An 18,847-nucleotide genomic window follows, 5' to 3' on the forward strand; every position below is an offset into this window, starting at 1 on the left:
TTTAGTTGAATCTTTCAACACTGGAACTAAAAACTGGTTCTACCCGGATTGCCACGATCCGAGAAGGGCGTATTACCATATATTCCCCTTGAATATTTTTGATCGGCACGCTAATAAAGTCATTAGAAGCAGACTTTGGCACAAGTTCGCCGCTATACCACTTCTGAAACTCTTGAATAGTAGGAAAACGTACTTCTTCCCGGTGGCCGCTTTCCAGTAGGAGGTATACGGCATATTCATTTGGAGTTCTAGCCATAAGGTTGAATCATTTGAAAAACATTCAACCCATTGTTAACCACGTAACCCCCGAATGAAAAGGGTAAGCATACGGGAGCAGGGGGACAAAGAGAATAACCAATAGCCCATGCCCAATGCCCCATACCCAATGACTCTTCACTCTAGACGGCTAATCCTTTAACCAGTTCCTTAAAAAGTGTAAGTTGACTTGAGCTGTTGCATAACTCTCCAATCAACTTCTGATAAGTCTACTTTCTTTCTCACCAAACCTTGCCAAAGCTGGTAGTTGTGCCAAGATTAATTTGAGGACTTAGGCAAGTGACACAATGTTAGGACAATTATTAGACGGACGTTACCAAGTCCTTCAAGTCTTAGGTGGAGGTGGATTCGGTCAAACCTACGTTGCCCAAGATACCCATCGCCCAGGTTTCCCGAAATGCGTTGTCAAACACCTCAAGCCCGTCACTCGTAGCCCTGAATTTCTCGAAACTGCTAGACGGCTATTTACTAGTGAAGCAGAAACACTAGAACTATTGGGTAATCATGACCAGATACCTCGGCTTTTAGCTTATTTTGAAGATAATCAAGAGTTCTTCTTGGTGCAAGAGTTCATTGAAGGGCATACTCTAAAAGCGGAACTGTTCCCCAATCAACCTTGGACAGAAGAGAGAGTAATTCAACTGCTCCAACAAGTCTTGGGTATTCTGCAATTTATTCACAGCCACAACGTTATCCATCGAGATATCAAGCCGGACAATATAATCAGGCGGCAACAAGACGGCAAGTTAGTGCTGATTGACTTTGGCGCAGTCAAACAAGTCCAAACTCAACTGCTTACAGTTCCAGGGCGCACGGGGGCTACTATTATCATTGGTACCCCAGGATATATGTCTACAGAACAGGGGCAAGGTAAGCCCCGCCCCAACAGCGATATTTATTCTTTGGGCATTATTGCTATTCAATCGCTGACAGGGTTACATCCTATAAACTTTGAGGAAGACCCAGATACAGGAGAAATTTCTTGGCAGCATCAAGCTAACGTCAGTTCTGAGTTAGCATCTGTGCTATCTAAGATGGTGCTACACCACTTTAAACAGCGCTATCAGTCTGCTGCTGAAGTTCTAGGGCTGCTGAAACATCTCGATACTAGAGTAGAAGAACAATCACTTCAACCATCATTTTCTACACAACCGCCTCAAGCTTCACTTTCTCAACAAAACTCAATTGGGTATCCGCCTGCTTCTATCCTGTCTTCAGAAAATTACAGTCGGTTGGAAACAATTCTTTTGGAATTTGTCGGTCCCGTTGCCTCAAGATTACTACGACAAGTTGCGGCATCAGCGCTCAACTGCGAAGAATTAATTAGTCAATTGGCGCTTCATCTTAGAGTAAATCAACAAATTGATTTTAAGAAGAAAACAATGTTCCTCTTAGAAAAACCTACTCTACTACAGGAACTTACTGTTAAATCTGAAATAAAGTCCAATAATTTACCAAGTCAAGAACCTCAAGCAATCAGCGATAGCTTTGTGAATCAGTGTGAGCGAGAGTTAGCTGATTTAATTGGCCCAATAGCTAAGTTCCTAGTTCAAAAAGCTGTGAGGTCTTCTGGACAAGTTTCTCGTGCAGAATTTGTAAAAATTTTAGCATCACAAATTCCCGATACTCAAAAAGCTTTGCAATTTCAGCAGCGCCTACTTTCTTAATTTTTTATTGCATTTTTCTATCCGTAAATTACGAATTACGTTAACGTAGTGCGAAGGAGTCCGCTTATACCATTTTACTTTCATAATGATACAAATACGCTGGTAAGGGCATGGCAATGCCATGCCCCTACGAGAAATCTATATGTATCAGGATTTTTGTGAATTGGTATTACCCCTGCGGGGAACCAAGCTAGCAAGAGCGTCATTACGAATTACGAATTACGAATTACGAATTAATTCTTAGCTCTGGTTATTCAACATCTCCATAGCTATTTTTAAGCTAGCTTTCATCCGATTAAATGCTTCTGCTAAACCGCCAATTTCATCATTAGAACTTTCTTCAAAATCAGCGCTCATATCACCAATGCTAACTTTTTGAGCGATTTTCTCTATTCTTCTGATGCGCTGAATCACGTACTTTTTGATTAAAAAGTTAATTAAGAAAACTACGATCGCAAAGATCGCAATTAAAAGTGCCATTATCAATATCCAAGTCCGTTTGGCATTAGCAAAAATCTCTTCAGAAGGAACAGAGATTATTTGGGCAGAAACAATCTGATTGAGTTGCCAGCCAAAACCATTTTCCGAGCCATAAGTTGCCAACTGACTCTTAGGAGCCTGATCTGGTGTAGAATGACACCGCAGACATTGCTGCTGTGTAATCTTTAGTGGTCGCGCAATGTAAAATACTTCGTTTTCTGACAAGTTACGAAAGCCTGTAATTTCTAAAGTATTAGGTTCGTTGCGAAAACGCTCTACAAGTTGAGTTTCAAAATTATCAGCTTTATCCGCTAAATTAGTTGGATTAAGTGTTGCATCCTTATGAAAAAAGTTTTTATATTCAGGCTTTTTCCGAAAATTTTCAAAAACCTCTTTAGAAGAAAAAGTTGGTACTATTTCCGGCATGAACGTTGGGTTGGTTTCTAGTGTAGGTGCTAATAAGGGATCGATCCGATTCTGTGTATAGTTTCTAACCGCGTTCACCATTTGGATGAGAATCTGCGCTTGAGAAGTTACTTCATTTTGCGCTCTCCCCTGAAGTACACTGGATAAGGCAACGCCACTTCCCAAAATACTAACTATGAAAACTAATATTAAAAGTAAGTTAAATTTAGCACCTATTTTTAAGTTTTTTAACGTAATATTATTTAACATAACCTAACCAACGAAGGTGGTCTCTGAGTTTGTCTAATATTTATTTATACTTGTTAGAAAGCATCTCAACAATATTTAAAGAAATATTAATTATTTGCTGAAACATAACCTGTTTAGGCAGCAGTCAAACTTATTTAAATTAATTCTGAAAGCCAAGTTATTTCCTTAACCATAATTAGTGATGTTTTTGCGATTTCCCCGTCGTTTATTTCTGTTTCATCTGCTAGGTTTGACATTTACCGCCTGCCAACCACGAAAGCAGTTTGAGGGCACGTTAACTGTTGGTGTTATTAATTATGGTGGAGGCGAACAGATAATTAACCAATATGCTAAATTCAATAGTTACTTGGGTGAAAAAACAAATGCATATATTCAGCTAGAGCCTGCTTTTAATGAAAACAAAGCCATTGAGCGCCTTGAGGCTCGTGCTTGGTCATTGGTATTTGCTCCACCGGGTTTAGCCGCTATTGCGATCGCACGCTACCAATATATTCCCTTATTTCCTTTAATAGGTATTAATAATTTGCGCTCAATCTTCGTTGTTCGCAAAGAAAGTCCGCTCACCGAGTTGAAACAGCTGCAAGGTCAAACATTAGCTTTAGGTCAGTTAGGTTCAGCAACAGGATATTATTTTCCACTTTACAATCTTTATGGTACAACACTAGCTGATATCTTATTTGCACCCACGCCCAAAGCCGCTTTAGAATTGGTGGCTCAAGGAAAAGCGATCGCCTGTGCTGTCTCGGAGGCGGAATTGGCTCTCTACAGTTCACAGTTGGCCCCAACTGAATTCCGCATCCTATTTAAAGACCCTCACTATGTACCATTAGGTGTAGTCTTGATTGGGCCTAATGTAGAACGTAACCGTCAAGAGTTCATCCGCAAAGTAATGAGCGATGCGCCTTCAGGTTTGGCTCAAGAAGTGGGGTATGTACCCAATGGACAAGTACCAGATTATAAATACATGATTTCTGTGGTTGATCGGGTGAGTTCGATTACTTCTGGGCTAGAAGATAAACCGGTTCGTTTATTTTGAGTGAGATCGCGGATTGCTCAAAAAAACAATTTGAATCGGGCTAGCTGGTTTTGAATCGTCCCTGTCAGGATTTTATTTAGTTCTGTGGTGTCTTGGAATTGCAAAATTTGCTGCGTCGGTAAGTCGAAGGGAAATTGCCCTTCAAAGTCTGGGCGTTGCATGTGCGCTAGTAGAATCTGTTCAGACCGCTTACTTTGGATGGCATAGCCAATCTCAATACAGACATTTGGACTGGGAATTAATTGGGGGGCTTCTTTACCATCAATACTAGCAATGGGCGTGGTGTCAGCGATAAATAACAAACTCTTACGGATTTTCCGCATGATCGTGCGGTTAATCCGTACAGGCGCACCACTAGGGCGAGAGGATTCTACTAATGTTAGAGGAAGGCGCGATCGCAAGTTTAAATTGTCTAAACTTTTTCGCAGTTCTTCTCTCAAAACATTCGTGGCTGCGGCATACTCAGTTTGATAGCACAAAAAAATTGTTGGTTCTAACTGAGCCAACACCGCCTGCTTAGTGAAATAAATTTCATGACTAATTAAGTCAATGTTAGCGACACTATAGCCACCACTACCTTCAATATAAAATTCAATATTTTCCCCTTCCAGATAGCGACCAAACCAAGTTGATTTCTTAACTTCGTCGCTTTCTTCCAAAAAGTCTGCTCGCAATGCTGATCTCAGCAGGCTTTTTTTGCTTAAGCGAATGTCTGGCGGACGTTTTTCCAGTTCTGGAATCGGTTCGTAATCCTGTAGATACCACGCTCTGAGCGCAATAATTGACATAAGGCGCTATTTAAACTGTTTCTCGCTATTCAACTTCGTATAATCTTACACCAAGAAGAAGCTCTATCTCAGACTTATCTTTAAAAACAACAACACCCAAACTTCTACTCGCTGAACTATCTCCTCTCATTGTTTATCCTAGCCAGGGATGTACTAACTTTCATCACTTCTGTAAACAAGTAATAAAAATCAGTTACAGCGCCCCCTAATCTCCCATATTTGAGGAAATAGCAGTTTTCGCGTTGGGTGTTGTTGTGTTTTTACGAGACAGATGTAAGTTAAACAGCGTCTTTTACCTCTTACTACATTTCAAACGCAGCTGTTATATCTGCCAGGGAAGCTTGTTTTGTAGCTTCAATTATTAGATTATCACTTCTGGAGGGGAGGGATTTTTTTTGCAACTAAACTTTACTTTTGATGGTTTTTAATCCAAGTCAATATACTGCACGCCCTAGATAGTTTATAAATCTTTTCTTTAGCCTATTGTTAAAAGTTTTATCATCAAACTTTGGGATGAGTTCAGTAATTACTAATTCAAATTTTAAGTTTTGAAACTAACATTTTGTAATATTCTGAAAAATAGATTTGCGTGGTATTAGTGCCATCATCTAGAGCCAAGTTAAAGCAAATTGGTTTTAGACATGGGGTTCCTCCCCCTGCTCCTCTACGTTTGGTTGACTATTAATTTTGGCTGGAGGCTTAACGGGAATTTCAATCCAGAACTCTGTACCTTTGCCAGGTTCTGAAATGCACTCCATTATTCCACCATGTTTTTCGACAATAATCTGATAGCTGATTGCCAGTCCCAGCCCTGTACCTTTGCCTACAGGTTTGGTAGTATAAAACGGGTCAAAAATTCGCTTTTTCACCTCTTCAGTCATTCCAGGCCCATTGTCACTAAAACGAATCAATAGACGAGAGTTGTCTGCTGAAATTTTAGTAGAAATGTGGATAGTAGAGATTGGGCTTGGGTTATTCTCCTTGTCCCCAGTTCCCATTTCCCAGTTCCCATTCTCCATTACCAGGGCATCTATGGCATTGCTAAGAATATTCATGAATACCTGATTCATTTGGCCGGCATAGCATTCCACCCGTGGGATGTTGCCATAGTCTTTGATTACTTCAATGCCTGGAAATTCAGAATTAGCTTTCAACCGATGTTGCAAAATTAACAAGGTGTTGTCGATGCCTTCATGTATGTCAACACGCTTGTTGTCAGACTCATCCAAGCGAGAAAAATTGCGTAACGACAGCACTATTGAGCGGATGCGCTCGGTTCCTACTTGCATTGAGGTCATGATTTTTGGGAGGTCTTCTACCAAAAATTCAAAATCGATCGCTTCGATCGCGGCGCTAATTTCACTATGAGGGTGAGGATAGTGTAGCTGGTAAAGACGTAAAATTTCTAGCAGTTGTTCGGTATAGTCACTGGCGTGACAGAGATTACCGTAGATGAAGTTAACGGGGTTGTTGATTTCGTGGGCGACACCCGCAACCAACTGTCCTAAGCCGGACATTTTTTCGGTGTGAATTAATATTGTCTGTGTTTCTTGGAGTTCATGTAGGGTATGCTCTAACTGTGCAGCTTGATTTCTGGCTTCAGTTTCGGCATCACAGGTTTGTTCGTAGAGTTGCGCTTGTTGAATAGCGATCGCAGCCTGATCTCCTAATTGTTGCAATAAATCAATTTCTGCATCCTGCCAATCTCTGGGAGCCTCACACTCATGGGCTATTAATAACCCCCATAGTTCCATACCTATATTAATCGGAACTATTAAGTTTGCTTGTACTTGCAGACTCTGCAAAAACTCTCGATGACATTCACTTAAAGAAGTTGCGGAAACGTTGTTAATTGCCCGTACCCTGCCCTGATAATATAGACGGGTATACTCATCAGGAAAGCATTCCGGTGGCGCATTCACTCCCAAAACTGACTGCCAATTGCCATTAATCTCTTCCACAATCACCGATTTACTCTTCATCTGGAAAATCAGCACCCGGTCTGAGTTTAGCAGGGGACGAACTTCCCGAACGATGGATTGCAGAGTTGTCTGCAAGTCTAATGTGCGGCGAATATGCTCTGTAACTTGCTTGAGTAGTTTGGTAAACAGTAATGATTTTTCGAGTTCATAAGTTTGCTCTTGCACCCGCAGTTCTAGGTCGGTATTCAGGGCTTGTACCTGTTTGTACATTTGCTGCTGCTGAATTGCCATTGAGAAATGATCGTACAAAGCTTGCGCTAATGAGATGTCTTCCGGCTTCCACTCAGGTGCTTGCCCCCTTTTTTGCTCTCGCCAAACCTCAAAGGAAAGTTGGGGTAGCAGTTGTCGCCGGTTTTGTTCACATCGTCCCGCCCACAAAATTTCCGTTTCAAATTCAGACCGAAAAATGCTTAATACACCAATAAATTTTTCTCGGTAATGTAGGGGAATCACCATAAGTCCGCGAATTTGAGTAGAACGGAATGCTAAAGCCAAAACTCGCAAACGTGGTTCTTTATAGAGGTCAGATATTGCCCAAATATTACCTTCTTTACACTCAGCCATCCAGTTTTGCCACATGGGATGCTGTTCGATAATACTGTTATCTAACTCGTAGGGCAGTGTTGGTTGGTCGCCCCAGGTGTATAGTTCCAGACTCTGTTCAATGTAAAGCCTGCCACCTACTCCATTGAAGGCAGTAATAACTTCTTCTAACGCTCCTTGCAATTGGATTGTCGGCAGTTTATGCAATAGTGTGGTAACTCGGTTAATAGTAGCTTCTCGCTCTTGCTTGGCGCGGGCTGCGGTGAGTAGATTACTTTGAGCGATCGCGATCGCTACCTGGTCAGCTACTTGCTGCAATACTTTTAGTTCTCGCTTCAAAATATTTCGCGGTTCACTTTGGTGAGATACTAACAATCCCCATAATTTAGGCTTTGCCGATTGTTCTTGTGGATCACAATCTAAAATTGGCACTACCAACGAAGACTGCACGCCCATTGCCTTTAGGTATTGAATATGGCACGGGTCTACCTGCCGATAGTAGATATTAGTTTGTAAGCGTTTGCCAGTTTCTTTTGAATGTAGAGGCGATAACCCGATCTTCCCATTTGCCACATCCACAATCGAACGTTGCTGTGCTAAAAGAAACATCTCCCTAGCTTCTTGTGGAATATCATCAGCTGGGAAGCGCTGCCCCAATAAGGATGGCAGACGTTGCTCATGGATAGATTCAGCAATGACTTCACCGCTACCATCAGTATCAAAACGATATATTTTTACCCGATCTGCACCCAAAAATAAACGCACTTGGCTAACGGTAGTCGTTAATATATCTTGGAGGTCGAGCGATCGCCTGATCTGTTTTATCATCCGGTGCAGTAAACTTTCTTGATCTAAGGTTTGCTGCAACTCGTTTGGTTTATTGGTAAATGTCATTATCTATATACACCATGACTGAAGTATAATTTTTTTTATAATTGTCACTGTTAAGAATTTTCAACTTATAATGCCTTAACTTTCATCCTATTTCCCGAAATTGCTGCTACAAATACCTTGTTAGGGGCTTACATCTGTTGCAAAGATTTTTGGAAATGGATCAGAGGATATTGGAAAAGTATCAAATATTCTGCATGACACCCGTAGCCCTTCTAAAGTTGATTTAGGGTGATATCAAACCGCTTGTTGTATCATTAAATACTGTCCAACCATCCTCTCAAGTCTATCTAAAAGTTAATAAAATTTTAATCATTGACATCTATTAATTTTATATTCTTAATCATTAAACTATTGCAGTAAAATTACTTAATTTTATGTCTTAAAAACTGTGCTAAATTAAAAATATTTTTTACCTTTTTTACCCATTAATTCAATTAATTAAAATCTTTTCAAATAAATAACTAAACTATTGGCAACTTTTTGAAAGATTGTTGTCTGGGGAATTTTACTATTCCCCGTCGAATTGCTGATTTTATGTTGAATGTAACTATTTTGATTAAATTATTCGTAAATTACCGTTAAAGATAGTAAATTACGGATTTCTTCACGCACACTCATGAGAGTTTTACCGAGATGGTTTTGACCGACTTTATTAGCACCACAGCCCCAAAAAGAATCTGTTGGGGAGTTTTCAACTAAAATCTCATCGCCTGTTTTCAGGAGAACTTCTCTAATATCAGTATGAGTGAGAAACTTTTTGAGTACAGCTTCTCGCATAATTTGAGTTTTGACCAAATCCCAGTCTCGACGGAGTTGGCGAGTGCTACATCTTCCCAAAGCGGCAGCTTCTTCTGGGGTAGCGGCAGCATGGATGATGGGTATAATTGCCGCATCTGTACTGCCGACAAACTTTTGGGCTTGATAGTAATGCTCAACCGTTGGCCAGTAAGTACCCTGGATGTGGATTCCGTGGGGAGAAAAGTTAGAAAAACAGCCATAAGGCTGCCAAACTTTATAAAAATAAATGGTCATTTGAAAATTGCTCTTTTATATATTCAATTTCAGGGTAGCTGAAAGATCGCACTCGCAACCCAAAATCGAGCTTATCAAACAGATTTTCTCTCGGTTCACATCATTGGGGATTCTTCCCAACGACTTATAAAGATTATCAAACTTCTACCGAGCGATCGCTCAACGAAAATCGGCGGGAATCCCATCCCTTCAAGGGGTGGGAGGAATAGCCCCCCGCCGATTTAGTCATTAGTCATTTGTCCTTGGTCATTGGTATTAATGACTAATGACCTCTTGAAAGGATTGACTGGTGAATACTTACCACAGCCTGATAAAAACCACTTTACGGCAATTAATGGTTTTTTAGATGCTGACAGTTTAAGTCAAATTTGAGTTGATGAAGCGATCGCAGAACTTTTTGAGATCCTCCATATTCAGTTAAAAATCAAAGGTTGTGCGAATCACACCCACATACTGTGTATCATTTCTGCTATCATTTTCCGGGTTGAGAATCACCCAAAAACCAGGAGTCACTGAGATATTATCATTCAGGCGGTAGCGATAGAATGCTTCGATATGGTAAGCGTTATCTCGGTCTTGACGGACATCACTGTTAGAGACACGCGGCGGTATCCCAAAGAGAATTCCCGGCAGGTTGCCTCTACCACCCACATCGGGAAACGACATACCAATCGCCCCAAACCAGGCATTGGCATTATCTCCATTGTTCACAAAGAGAGAATCTGTTTCCCCCCTACCATTAGAAATATCACTGAAACCAGAGTTCTTGGCATTTGCCCAAACATATCCACCCCAAGAGTGAACCTGGAAATTTGGGGAAAAGCGATAGTATCCCTGTACACCAACAATGCTATTGGAAGTAGCAATGTTGTTTCCAAAGGGAGCATTTGCCAGGGCACTGCCTCTCCCGGCGTTGATATCTACAGTGCCAGCAGGGGTATAACCATGAGAGTAGGCGACACCAATAGCTCCTTGTTGGCCGTAATATGCCAGGTGTGCCAGAGCGTTGTAACCGCCATCAAATAAGCCATTTTGCGCTGATGGAACGTTCGGATTATTTGCTAAATAGCCCAAGGTGAGAATCAAGTTTTTACTGATACTCCAGTTAGCGGCTGCACCACCACCACCCCGCTCGAAGAGGGGACTGTTTTTGCCAAATAGTGAGGGAATCCCGTTACCATCATCGGCAATGGTTGCAGGAGTGATGTTGTTTGTGATGTCGTTGTAACCAATGCCTGTGGGACCAACGACGAAGGAGAGGGAATCACCAACCGGGAAGTAGTAACGAATGTGAGGAATTATAAGTGTATTGTTGCTGTCATTGTCAAAGTTCAGGCGTGTCATTCCTGTACCTGTGGCTGCGGCAATTTGGCTTGCACCATTGGAATTCGCAAAGTTGCCAAACTCTAGCCGGACTCGCAACAAATCTTTGCCGGTGAAGCTACTCTCCAAGTTGAGACGACCCCGGTTTGCAAAGAAGAGACGGGATTCATCGCTGTCTCCACCCACCCTATTACCAAAGCTGTCACTAATGGCGGTAATAATTTGAGCATTCAATTTAGTAGTGGTGGAAAATTGCTGCTCCTCCAGCGTTGCTGTCCGTGCTTCTAGGGTATCCACCCGCCCACGTAGAGTTGTCAATTCTGCCGCAAACTCTGTTTGCAAATTTTGCAGCACTGCCAAATCTTCTTTCTTGACTAAATCGCTAGTACCCACAGCAATTAATTCATTCACCCGATCTAAGCAGGCATTTAAACCAGCTGCAAACTCATAACGACTCAAAGCACGATTACCGCGATAGGTTGCGTCAGGATAACCTGCAATACAGCCATAGCGTTCCACCAGCGATTGCAGTGCCTGGAATGCCCAATCGCTCGGTTTTATATCGGAAAGTTGGGAAACAGAATTAACTTGTCCCTCCAAATTTCTATCAGTATCTGCTGCACTCGAATCATCTTCTGGAGGTGCTGCCCAAACTGTTGGAATTGCCAAAAATAAGATAAAAAAGCTATGAAAAATAATTTTTAGCATTGATTTATTAGTTGAAAATGGTTGAATTATGATTTTGTAAATAAAGAGATTACACTCAAACAAAAGCTTTTAGCTTTTAAGCTAATCAGCATTGAATATACATATTATGAGCTTAGATTTTGGTCTAATTAAAACAACGTCTTGACCGAATAATTCATAATTAATAAATGGGTACAGAGCCAATACTGAATTAAAAATTAAGTGGTCTTCAAGACACTCTCCGCGAGACGCTGCACGCAGCAAGCTCCCCGAAGGGGTACGCAATAATCGCTCTAAAAGTTTGGCGTTTGCGTAGTGTCCCGAAGGGAAGCCTCTTGTTCTATGCAACCTCACAGATAATCGGTTTATATCAAAGTCATTTTTTTACGTAGATGCGTAGCTGCTTGCCGCCGAGGATACAGAGATACAAATTACGAATTACATGTCTTCTAACTCAATTCCTTTGGTTTCCTTAATAAAAAAGAGAATGAAAAAGAATGAGGTAGCCGCTGCAATTGTATAAAGTCCATAGGCAGAACCTAGACCGAAATATTGCAGTATGGGAGGAAATGTTGTGGAAATGAGGAAATTCGCAATCCATTGCATTGCAGCAGCAACTGAAAGTGCAGCGGCTCGAATTTTGTTATTAAACATTTCTCCTAACAGAACCCAAACCACTGGCCCCCAGGAGAAACCAAAACAAAATACATAGAGATTCGCTGCAATGAGAGCTATAGTACCTGCACTTCCGGTGAGATTGGGGTTCCCCGCAGCATCCAGGGGAGCGGTACCAAAAATAGAAGCCATCGTCCCCAAGGTCAAGGTCATGCCAATCGACCCTAGTATGAGCAAGGGCTTGCGACCAAATTTATCCACGAAGGCGATCGCAATCAATGTTGTAATAATATTTACGGCTCCTGTAATCACCGTGATCGTTAGAGAACTTTGTTCTGAAAACCCGACTGCACGCCACAAAACGCTACTGTAGTAGAAGATTACATTAATGCCAACGAATTGCTGAAATACAGATAAGCCTATTCCTATCCAAACAATCCGAAGGAGTCCACCATTTCTGCTTAAAAGGTCAGAAAATCTGGGTTCGCGTTCTCGAAGCACTGTCTGCCGAATTTCTTCAATTTTTGCCAGCACATCACCCCCCAAAATCTTGGTGAGAACGTTAGCAGCTTCTGGTTCTCGTCCTTGAGCAACTAAGTACCGGGGAGATTCGGGAATCATTAAAGCTGACATTCCATAAAGCACGGCGGGAGGAATTTCTGTCCAAAACATCCAGCGCCAAGCGGCTATACCAAACAAAAACGGCGACTCGGCTGAACCTGCTGACACAGCAATAAAGTAGTCGCATAGCAGTGCAATAAAAATCCCAACTACGATCGCTAATTGTTGCAGAGATCCTAATCTTCCTCGCAAATGGGTGGGAGAACATTCCGCGATGTAAGCTGGAGCAATGACGCTAGCAGCACCAACTGCAATGCCACCCAATACTCGCCAAAAGATAAAATCCCAGATTCCTAAGGCAATCCCGGAGCCAATGGCACTGATGGTAAACAACACCGAAGCTGCTACCATTGCCTTGACTCGACCATAACGGTCTGCGATTTTCCCTGCATAGAAGGCTCCTACCGCAGACCCCAACAATGCCAGTGACACGGCAAGGCCTGTTAGCACACTGTTGGCGTTAAAGGCTTTAGAAAGAGCGCCAACCGCACCGTTGATTACAGCAGTGTCAAAACCGAATAGAAAGCCGCCGAGGGCAGCAGCACCAGCAATTAAAATTACATAGAATGTGCTGGATTTACGACGAACAGTAGTAGATGACATAGTTTATGTATTGTGGACATGGGGCATGGGGCATGGGGCATGGGGCATTGGGCATTGGGCATTTGGCTCTCTGCACCCCTCAGTCCCCAATACCTGCCGTGTATACACAAGTCTTTTAAAGTTACTGCTTAACATAGGGCAGGTTAATCTTTGCAGGTCGATGCAACAAAGGTGCAGGTCGATGTAACAAAGGTGCAGATTGATGTAACAAAGGTGCAGGTCGATGTAATAAAGGTGCAGGTTGATGTAATAAAGTTGCAGGTTGATGTAATAAAGGTGCAGGTCGATGTAACAAAGGTGCAGGTCGATGTAACAAAGGTGCAGGTCAAGAGATTTGTGTGTACACCGTAGAATCCCAATACCCAGTCCCAAGTTTCCTTTATCGTCTGGAACGTCTGCGTAACCGATCAATCATCACTGCCAAAATAATTACTAGTCCTTTAACGACTAGTTGCCAGAAGTAAGACAGGTTCAACAAGGTTAAACCATTGTTGAGAATAGCAATGATCAATGCACCTAGAAGTGTGCCGCCAATTGTACCAATACCGCCTGTAAAGCTGGTTCCACCTAGAATAACAGCAGCGATCGCATCTAATTCGTAACCCTGACCTAAGATGCCACTAGCACTATAAAGACGGCTGGCACTCATGATTCCTGCTAAACCTGCCAGTAATCCACTAATACCATAGACGAATAGCAACACCCGATTAACTTTAATTCCAGTTAATCTGGCTGCCCGCTCGTTACCACCGACAGCATATATCTGCACTCCTAAAACAGTTTGTCGCAGCACAAACCAGCTAGCGATTACAGCCAGTAGTGCAATTATCACTAGCCACGGAAGAGGGCCGACATAGGTATTACCCACCCAAGCAAAATTTATGTCACGGTTAATCAGCGTTGTCCCCTTGGCAATCAAGAAGGCAACACCTCGCAAGGCTGTAAGTGAACCCAACGTGACAATAAAAGGTGGTACATCTAAAAAGGTGATGAGAGCGCCGTTGAGTAAGCCTAAAAGCAATCCTGCTAGCAACGCAGCAGGCACAGCCGCCCAACTTAAAGCCGGCAGTAGCGATACTAGCAACGCAACTACGGCAGAAACAGCTAATATTGACCCAACAGAAAGGTCTATACCTCCGGTGAGAATCACAAAGGTCATTCCTGTCGCCAGCACAATATTAATTGATGCCTGACGCAAGATATTAATGATGTTACCGCCTGTGAGGAAGTTGGGAGAAAGGAATGCAAATAAGATGCAGATAATTACTAAGATTGGCAGAATACCCGCAACTTCCAGCAGAGTGCTAATTGATTTGCGGTTCCGGGATACGGGATTTTTGCCTAATTTATTGGCAGGCGGTCTGACTGTCTGACTCATGATTCTAATACCTCCGATGCTCCAGTTGCATAGTGCATAATCTTTTCTTGGGTGATTTCTTTACCAAGACTGCCGTCCAGTTCGCCTACCAGTTGTCCTTCTCGCATCACCAAGACGCGATCGCTCATGCCGACAATTTCCGCTAGTTCGCTGGAAACCATTAAAATAGCAACACCTTGTGCTGCCAATTCGCTCATAATTCGGTAAATTTCGCTTTTGGCACCGATATCTACGCCGCGTGTCGGCTCATCTAACATCAGGACTCTCGGTTTAATGGCTAACCAACGCGCTAGCAGTAGCTTCTGCTGATTACCACCAGAAAGATCCAGCGCTCTAATTTCCAAATTGGCTAGGCGGATATTAAAGTTTTCCACCGCATCTGTTGACAGCCGATTAACTGAACCCCAGTTAACAATTCCAGCTTTGGCATCCTGCTTGAGTGTGTTGATGGCAATATTTTTCCGGGCGCTCATCTCCAGAAATAAACCTTGATCTTTGCGGTCTTCTGGGACGTAGCCAATTCCCGCAGCGATCGCATCACTGGGCGTATTAATTTCCAGTTTTTTGCCATTTAGAAATACTTCACCACTGGCCTTGCGGTCAGCACCAAAAATCAGCCGGGATAGTTCTGTGCGTCCTGCGCCAACCAGCCCCGCTAAACCAAGAATTTCTCCAGCATGAAGTTCAAAACTAGCCGGCTCAATCTTCTTGCGGGCGTCACTCATATTTCTGACTTCCAGCACGACTGGGCCAGGATTCGTTTGTCGTTTATGTTCGTAAAAGTCTTGCATGGAGCGACCAACCATCATCTGCACCAATCGCTGTGGGGAAATTTCACTGCGTGTGAGACTGCCAATATATTGACCATCGCGCAGTACGCTAATCCGGTCAGCTAGGGCATAGATTTCTTCCATACGATGGCTGATGTAAATAATGGCAATGCCATCACTCCGCAATTTGCGAATTACCTTAAATAAATGCTCACTCTCGCGGTCAGACAATGCTGCTGTTGGCTCATCCATTACCAAAACGCGGCTTTTATCTTTCAGCGCCCTGGCAATTTCCACTTGCTGCTGTTCTGCGATCGATAAGGTACCAACTATAGTCTGCGCTGTAAAATTGGCTCCCAGGCTTTCCAGCACTTGCTCTGCTTCCAGTTGCATTGCTTTGCGGTCTAAAAACTGACCTCGCTGCAACTCGCTACCCATAAACATATTTTCGGTAACGGTTAAATTAGGTGCAACATTCAGTTCTTGATAGATGAGATTAATACCCGATTTGCGTGCTGTCGCCGGATCGGTAATTTTCAAGGGTTGACCATTGATCCGAATTTCTCCTTCATCGGCAATGTAAGCCCCAGCTAGGATTTTCATCAATGTGCTTTTACCTGCTCCGTTTTCACCCATGAGGGCGTGAACTTCTCCTGGATAAATCGTGAGATTGACATTTTGGAGTGCAGATACACCATGAAATCGTTTCGTAATCCCTTGCATTTCTAATACAGGGGCGGTGGTTGGTGCATCAGGAAATGAGGTTTCAATAGTTTTTGTCATGAGCAGAACCTCTAAAAACAATTTAAAATTCGCAATTGTGAGTTTAGAAATCAATCAATAAACTCACACTTGATGTGAAATTAAGATCATCACAAAATCATGTTTTCAAAACCGACCACTATCTTGGAAAGTTCTGAACATCTTTTTTCGACATTTAGAACTTTCCGCAGATGTATATATATACATCATGGGTATGTGCAAAAACTCTGTCAATGCATCGGAAGACTCAACTCCGATTAGACATAATTTGTAATTTCAAATTCACAATTTTTATTAGTTACCAACCTTTTTCTGTGCTGACATTATCTTTTGTGATCAACTTAACTGGAATCAGAATGGTAGGGTTACTAGGCTTTTTACCATTTAAGATGTCGTTGCCAACCTGAACTGCTTTTTGGGCCATTCCTCGTGGATTTTGAGTAGCAGTTGCAGCATATAAACTATCTTTAGCTGCGATCGCAGTGATTGCTTCTGGCGCACCATCAACCCCAACAATAAAGAAATCTTGACGTTGTGCTTGCTTTGCTGCTAGTTCTGCGCCAATTCCACTCGGATCGTTAATGGCAAAAACAGCATCAATTTTCGGAAAGGTTGTAAGTAAATCAGTCATAACTCTAAGTCCTCCATCCCGGCTACCCCCTGCATTCTGGTTTTTAGAGAGGATTTTGATATCGGGATATTTGGATAATACATTCTCGCAGCCACTAACTCGCTGAACGACCGAGTCCACTGGCGGCCCATTAACTATTACTACATTGCCTTTACCTTTGAGGCGATCAGCAATATATTTGCAACTAACTTCTCCAGCTTGGACATTATTAGTGGTGATGGTGGCATCCACACCTCCCTCAGCACCTGTGTCTACGGCAATCACAATTCTACCTGCAAGTTTGGCTTTTTCAACTATTGGTCTAATTCCACTTTTATCAGCAGCATTCAAAATAATGATGTCAGTATTTGCGGCAGTCAAATTTTCAATTTGATTGGCTTGTTGGTTAAGGTCATAAGCACTGGAAGCTGTACTAACATTGACATCTTTTCCGCCAATTCTTTTCGCTTCTTCCTCAACTGCTTGTCCCATAACGACGAAGAAAGGGTTACTTAGATCGCCAACGGTGAAGCCAACCGATCGCAACTTTGTATTCCCAGTGGCGGTTTTAGTTTCTGCACTAGTATTGGTAGCAGGTTTAATATCAGTGTTAGTAGCAGTGTTGCCATCGGGAGAACCATTTGTACAGCCGACAAGACTACCACTGATGATACCTAATATGCTAGCTGCGATTACGCGAAGCGTAATACTAGAGGTGAACGCAATCTTTTTCACATTCATATATCTCCTAGAAGTCATTCTTACTTAAACCAAATTTTGAACCGATGTATTGTTTAAAAAACATGGTCAAATATTCTAACCCTCCTATCTCAATCCTTTTTCTGTGTGTTGTAATTACGAATTACGTTAGCGCAGCGTTAGCGAGTATTCGAGCGTCATTACGAATTACGAATTAAAAATTACCAGCCTTTGTAGCTGCCAAGGTTATCTCTGGTAACCAACTTGACTGGAATCAGAATCTCAGATGACTTAGGTTTTTTGCCCTGGATGATATCATTTCCAACTTGAACTGCTTTTTGGGCCATCCCTGCGGGATTTTGAGCAGCAGTTGCAGCAAATACACCATCTTTGTCTCCCATTGCTTGGGTTGCATCTGGCGATCCATCAACCCCAACAATAAAAAATTCATTGCGTCTTGCTTGTCTAGCTGCTAAATCTGCACCAACACCACTTTGATCGTTCGTGGCAAAAACGGCATCAATTTTGGGAAAGGTGGTAAGCAAATCGCTCATGACTCTCAGTCCTCCATCCCTAGTCCCTTCGGCGTTTTGGTCTTTAGAGATGAGTTTGATATCGGGATATTTGGACAATGACTTCTCGCAGCCACTCACTCGCTGATTGATTGAGTCCATTGGGGTACCGTTGAGGATGACTACACTACCTTTACCTTTGAGGCGATCGGCAATATATTGGCAAGCAACCTCACCAGCTTGGGTATTGTTAGAGCTAATCATCGCATCCACATCTGCATCAACGGCTGAATCTACTGCAATGACAACCCTACCTGCAAGCCTTGCTTGGTCAATTACCGGTTTAACTCCTTTTTTGTCAACAGCGCTAAGGATAATTAGGTCAGTATTCGCAGCAGTGAAATTTTCGATTTGGTTGGTTTGTTGGTTCAGATCAAAGGCACTGGAAACCGCATTAACTCTGATATTACCCCCAATTTTATTAGCTTCTATTTCAGCCCCTTTCTGCACTGCATTATAAAAAGGGTTGCCCAAGTCACCCAAGGCAATGCCGATTGTTTGCAATTTTTTATTTGGAGCATTAGCTTGACTCTCTAAACTAGTATTGGTAGCAGTGTTAGTACCAGTATTAGTAGCTGTGTTGTCATTTTGAGAGCTATTTGTGCAACCAACAACAGCGAAACCTAGTATGCCAACTATGATCGAAATTATCTTCATATTCATCTATTTTTCACAACGGATTTAAATTTCAAAAAGGTCAGTAGAATATAAATCTGCAAATCTCTCACAATATGAGCTAGGTCTGAAAACTTCAGGCATAACCTAGCACTAATGCTGGTTTTGGAAATTTTAATTTTTCTAAAATGTCTTCTAATGGGACCTGATTTAAATTAG

At 42.3% G+C, this 18,847-nt stretch carries 14 protein-coding genes; 2 read left to right on the forward strand and 12 right to left on the reverse strand.

Annotation, left to right across the window (positions count from 1 at the left end; all coding sequences use genetic code 11):
• Position 1: 1 nt before the first annotated feature.
• Positions 2-256: a hypothetical protein gene (locus ACEYW6_RS19745; protein ID WP_190891914.1), complete on the reverse strand. Its 255-nt coding sequence runs from the start codon at positions 254-256 to the stop codon at positions 2-4.
• Positions 257-563: 307 nt separating this feature from the next.
• Between ACEYW6_RS19745 and ACEYW6_RS19750 the strand changes: the two genes are divergently transcribed.
• Positions 564-1,943, forward strand: a complete 1,380-nt coding sequence (locus ACEYW6_RS19750; RefSeq protein WP_412981074.1) for a protein kinase domain-containing protein — start codon at positions 564-566, stop codon at positions 1,941-1,943.
• A 240-nt stretch (positions 1,944-2,183) separates the two neighbouring features.
• Here the strand turns inward: ACEYW6_RS19750 and ACEYW6_RS19755 are convergent, their stop codons facing one another.
• Entirely contained in the window at positions 2,184-3,098 is a 915-nt protein-coding gene (locus ACEYW6_RS19755) for a DUF3365 domain-containing protein (RefSeq protein WP_412981075.1), read from the reverse strand.
• A 181-nt stretch (positions 3,099-3,279) separates the two neighbouring features.
• On the opposite strand from ACEYW6_RS19755, the gene ACEYW6_RS19760 reads away from it, so the two are divergent.
• Positions 3,280-4,134 carry a phosphate/phosphite/phosphonate ABC transporter substrate-binding protein gene (locus ACEYW6_RS19760; RefSeq protein WP_412981076.1) on the forward strand — a complete coding sequence of 285 codons (855 nt, stop codon included), beginning with the start codon at positions 3,280-3,282 and terminating at the stop codon, positions 4,132-4,134.
• Between the two features lie 17 nt (positions 4,135-4,151).
• On the opposite strand, the gene ACEYW6_RS19765 is transcribed toward ACEYW6_RS19760, so the two are convergent.
• The 10 genes from ACEYW6_RS19765 to ACEYW6_RS19810 all read right to left on the reverse strand — a co-directional run bounded on the left by ACEYW6_RS19765 (position 4,152) and on the right by ACEYW6_RS19810 (position 18,670).
• Positions 4,152-4,922, reverse strand: coding sequence for a hypothetical protein (locus tag ACEYW6_RS19765; RefSeq protein WP_190891904.1), 771 nt, complete (start codon positions 4,920-4,922; stop codon positions 4,152-4,154).
• Between the two features lie 635 nt (positions 4,923-5,557).
• Positions 5,558-8,341 carry a GAF domain-containing protein gene (locus ACEYW6_RS19770; protein ID WP_412981077.1) on the reverse strand — a complete coding sequence of 928 codons (2,784 nt, stop codon included), beginning with the start codon at positions 8,339-8,341 and terminating at the stop codon, positions 5,558-5,560.
• A gap of 561 nt (positions 8,342-8,902) precedes the next feature.
• A complete protein-coding gene (locus ACEYW6_RS19775; protein ID WP_190891899.1) occupies positions 8,903-9,373 on the reverse strand; it encodes an N-glycosidase in 471 nt (156 codons plus the stop codon).
• Between the two features lie 417 nt (positions 9,374-9,790).
• On the reverse strand, positions 9,791-11,404 hold the full coding sequence (locus ACEYW6_RS19780; RefSeq protein ID WP_412981078.1) for an iron uptake porin: 1,614 nt from the start codon (positions 11,402-11,404) through the stop codon (positions 9,791-9,793).
• Positions 11,405-11,821: 417 nt separating this feature from the next.
• Positions 11,822-13,222, reverse strand: a complete 1,401-nt coding sequence (locus tag ACEYW6_RS19785; protein ID WP_412981079.1) for a sugar porter family MFS transporter — start codon at positions 13,220-13,222, stop codon at positions 11,822-11,824.
• Between the two features lie 121 nt (positions 13,223-13,343).
• Positions 13,344-13,538, reverse strand: a complete 195-nt coding sequence (locus tag ACEYW6_RS19790; protein ID WP_412981080.1) for a hypothetical protein — start codon at positions 13,536-13,538, stop codon at positions 13,344-13,346.
• Positions 13,539-13,601: 63 nt separating this feature from the next.
• Positions 13,602-14,600 (reverse strand): ABC transporter permease subunit, encoded by a 999-nt coding sequence (locus ACEYW6_RS19795; protein WP_412981081.1) that lies wholly within the window; start codon positions 14,598-14,600, stop codon positions 13,602-13,604.
• Positions 14,597-16,153, reverse strand: coding sequence for a sugar ABC transporter ATP-binding protein (locus tag ACEYW6_RS19800; RefSeq protein ID WP_412981082.1), 1,557 nt, complete (start codon positions 16,151-16,153; stop codon positions 14,597-14,599). Before ACEYW6_RS19800 ends, ACEYW6_RS19795 begins: the two co-directional genes overlap by 4 nt.
• 277 nt (positions 16,154-16,430) lie before the next feature.
• The gene (locus ACEYW6_RS19805) at positions 16,431-17,483 is read right to left on the reverse strand and encodes an ABC transporter substrate-binding protein (RefSeq protein ID WP_412981083.1); all 1,053 of its coding nucleotides are present in this window, start codon (positions 17,481-17,483) and stop codon (positions 16,431-16,433) included.
• A 179-nt stretch (positions 17,484-17,662) separates the two neighbouring features.
• A complete protein-coding gene (locus tag ACEYW6_RS19810) occupies positions 17,663-18,670 on the reverse strand; it encodes an ABC transporter substrate-binding protein (protein WP_412981084.1) in 1,008 nt (335 codons plus the stop codon).
• Between the last annotated feature and the right edge of the window lie 177 nt (positions 18,671-18,847).

The sequence above is a fragment of the Nostoc sp. UIC 10607 genome (assembly GCF_047228265.1).
Lineage (GTDB): Bacteria > Cyanobacteriota > Cyanobacteriia > Cyanobacteriales > Nostocaceae > Nostoc > Nostoc foliaceum_A.

Coding starts and splice junctions, on each gene's coding strand:
- ACEYW6_RS19795 (WP_412981081.1), bottom strand. CDS start 14,600: ATGAGTCAGACAGTCAGACCGCCTGCCAATAAATTAGGCAAAAATCCC.
- ACEYW6_RS19810 (WP_412981084.1), bottom strand. CDS start 18,670: ATGAAGATAATTTCGATCATAGTTGGCATACTAGGTTTCGCTGTTGTT.
- ACEYW6_RS19760 (WP_412981076.1), top strand. CDS start 3,280: ATGTTTTTGCGATTTCCCCGTCGTTTATTTCTGTTTCATCTGCTAGGT.
- ACEYW6_RS19770 (WP_412981077.1), bottom strand. CDS start 8,341: ATGACATTTACCAATAAACCAAACGAGTTGCAGCAAACCTTAGATCAA.
- ACEYW6_RS19805 (WP_412981083.1), bottom strand. CDS start 17,483: ATGAATGTGAAAAAGATTGCGTTCACCTCTAGTATTACGCTTCGCGTA.
- ACEYW6_RS19755 (WP_412981075.1), bottom strand. CDS start 3,098: ATGTTAAATAATATTACGTTAAAAAACTTAAAAATAGGTGCTAAATTT.
- ACEYW6_RS19765 (WP_190891904.1), bottom strand. CDS start 4,922: ATGTCAATTATTGCGCTCAGAGCGTGGTATCTACAGGATTACGAACCG.
- ACEYW6_RS19785 (WP_412981079.1), bottom strand. CDS start 13,222: ATGTCATCTACTACTGTTCGTCGTAAATCCAGCACATTCTATGTAATT.
- ACEYW6_RS19780 (WP_412981078.1), bottom strand. CDS start 11,404: ATGCTAAAAATTATTTTTCATAGCTTTTTTATCTTATTTTTGGCAATT.
- ACEYW6_RS19775 (WP_190891899.1), bottom strand. CDS start 9,373: ATGACCATTTATTTTTATAAAGTTTGGCAGCCTTATGGCTGTTTTTCT.
- ACEYW6_RS19800 (WP_412981082.1), bottom strand. CDS start 16,153: ATGACAAAAACTATTGAAACCTCATTTCCTGATGCACCAACCACCGCC.
- ACEYW6_RS19750 (WP_412981074.1), top strand. CDS start 564: ATGTTAGGACAATTATTAGACGGACGTTACCAAGTCCTTCAAGTCTTA.
- ACEYW6_RS19745 (WP_190891914.1), bottom strand. CDS start 256: ATGGCTAGAACTCCAAATGAATATGCCGTATACCTCCTACTGGAAAGC.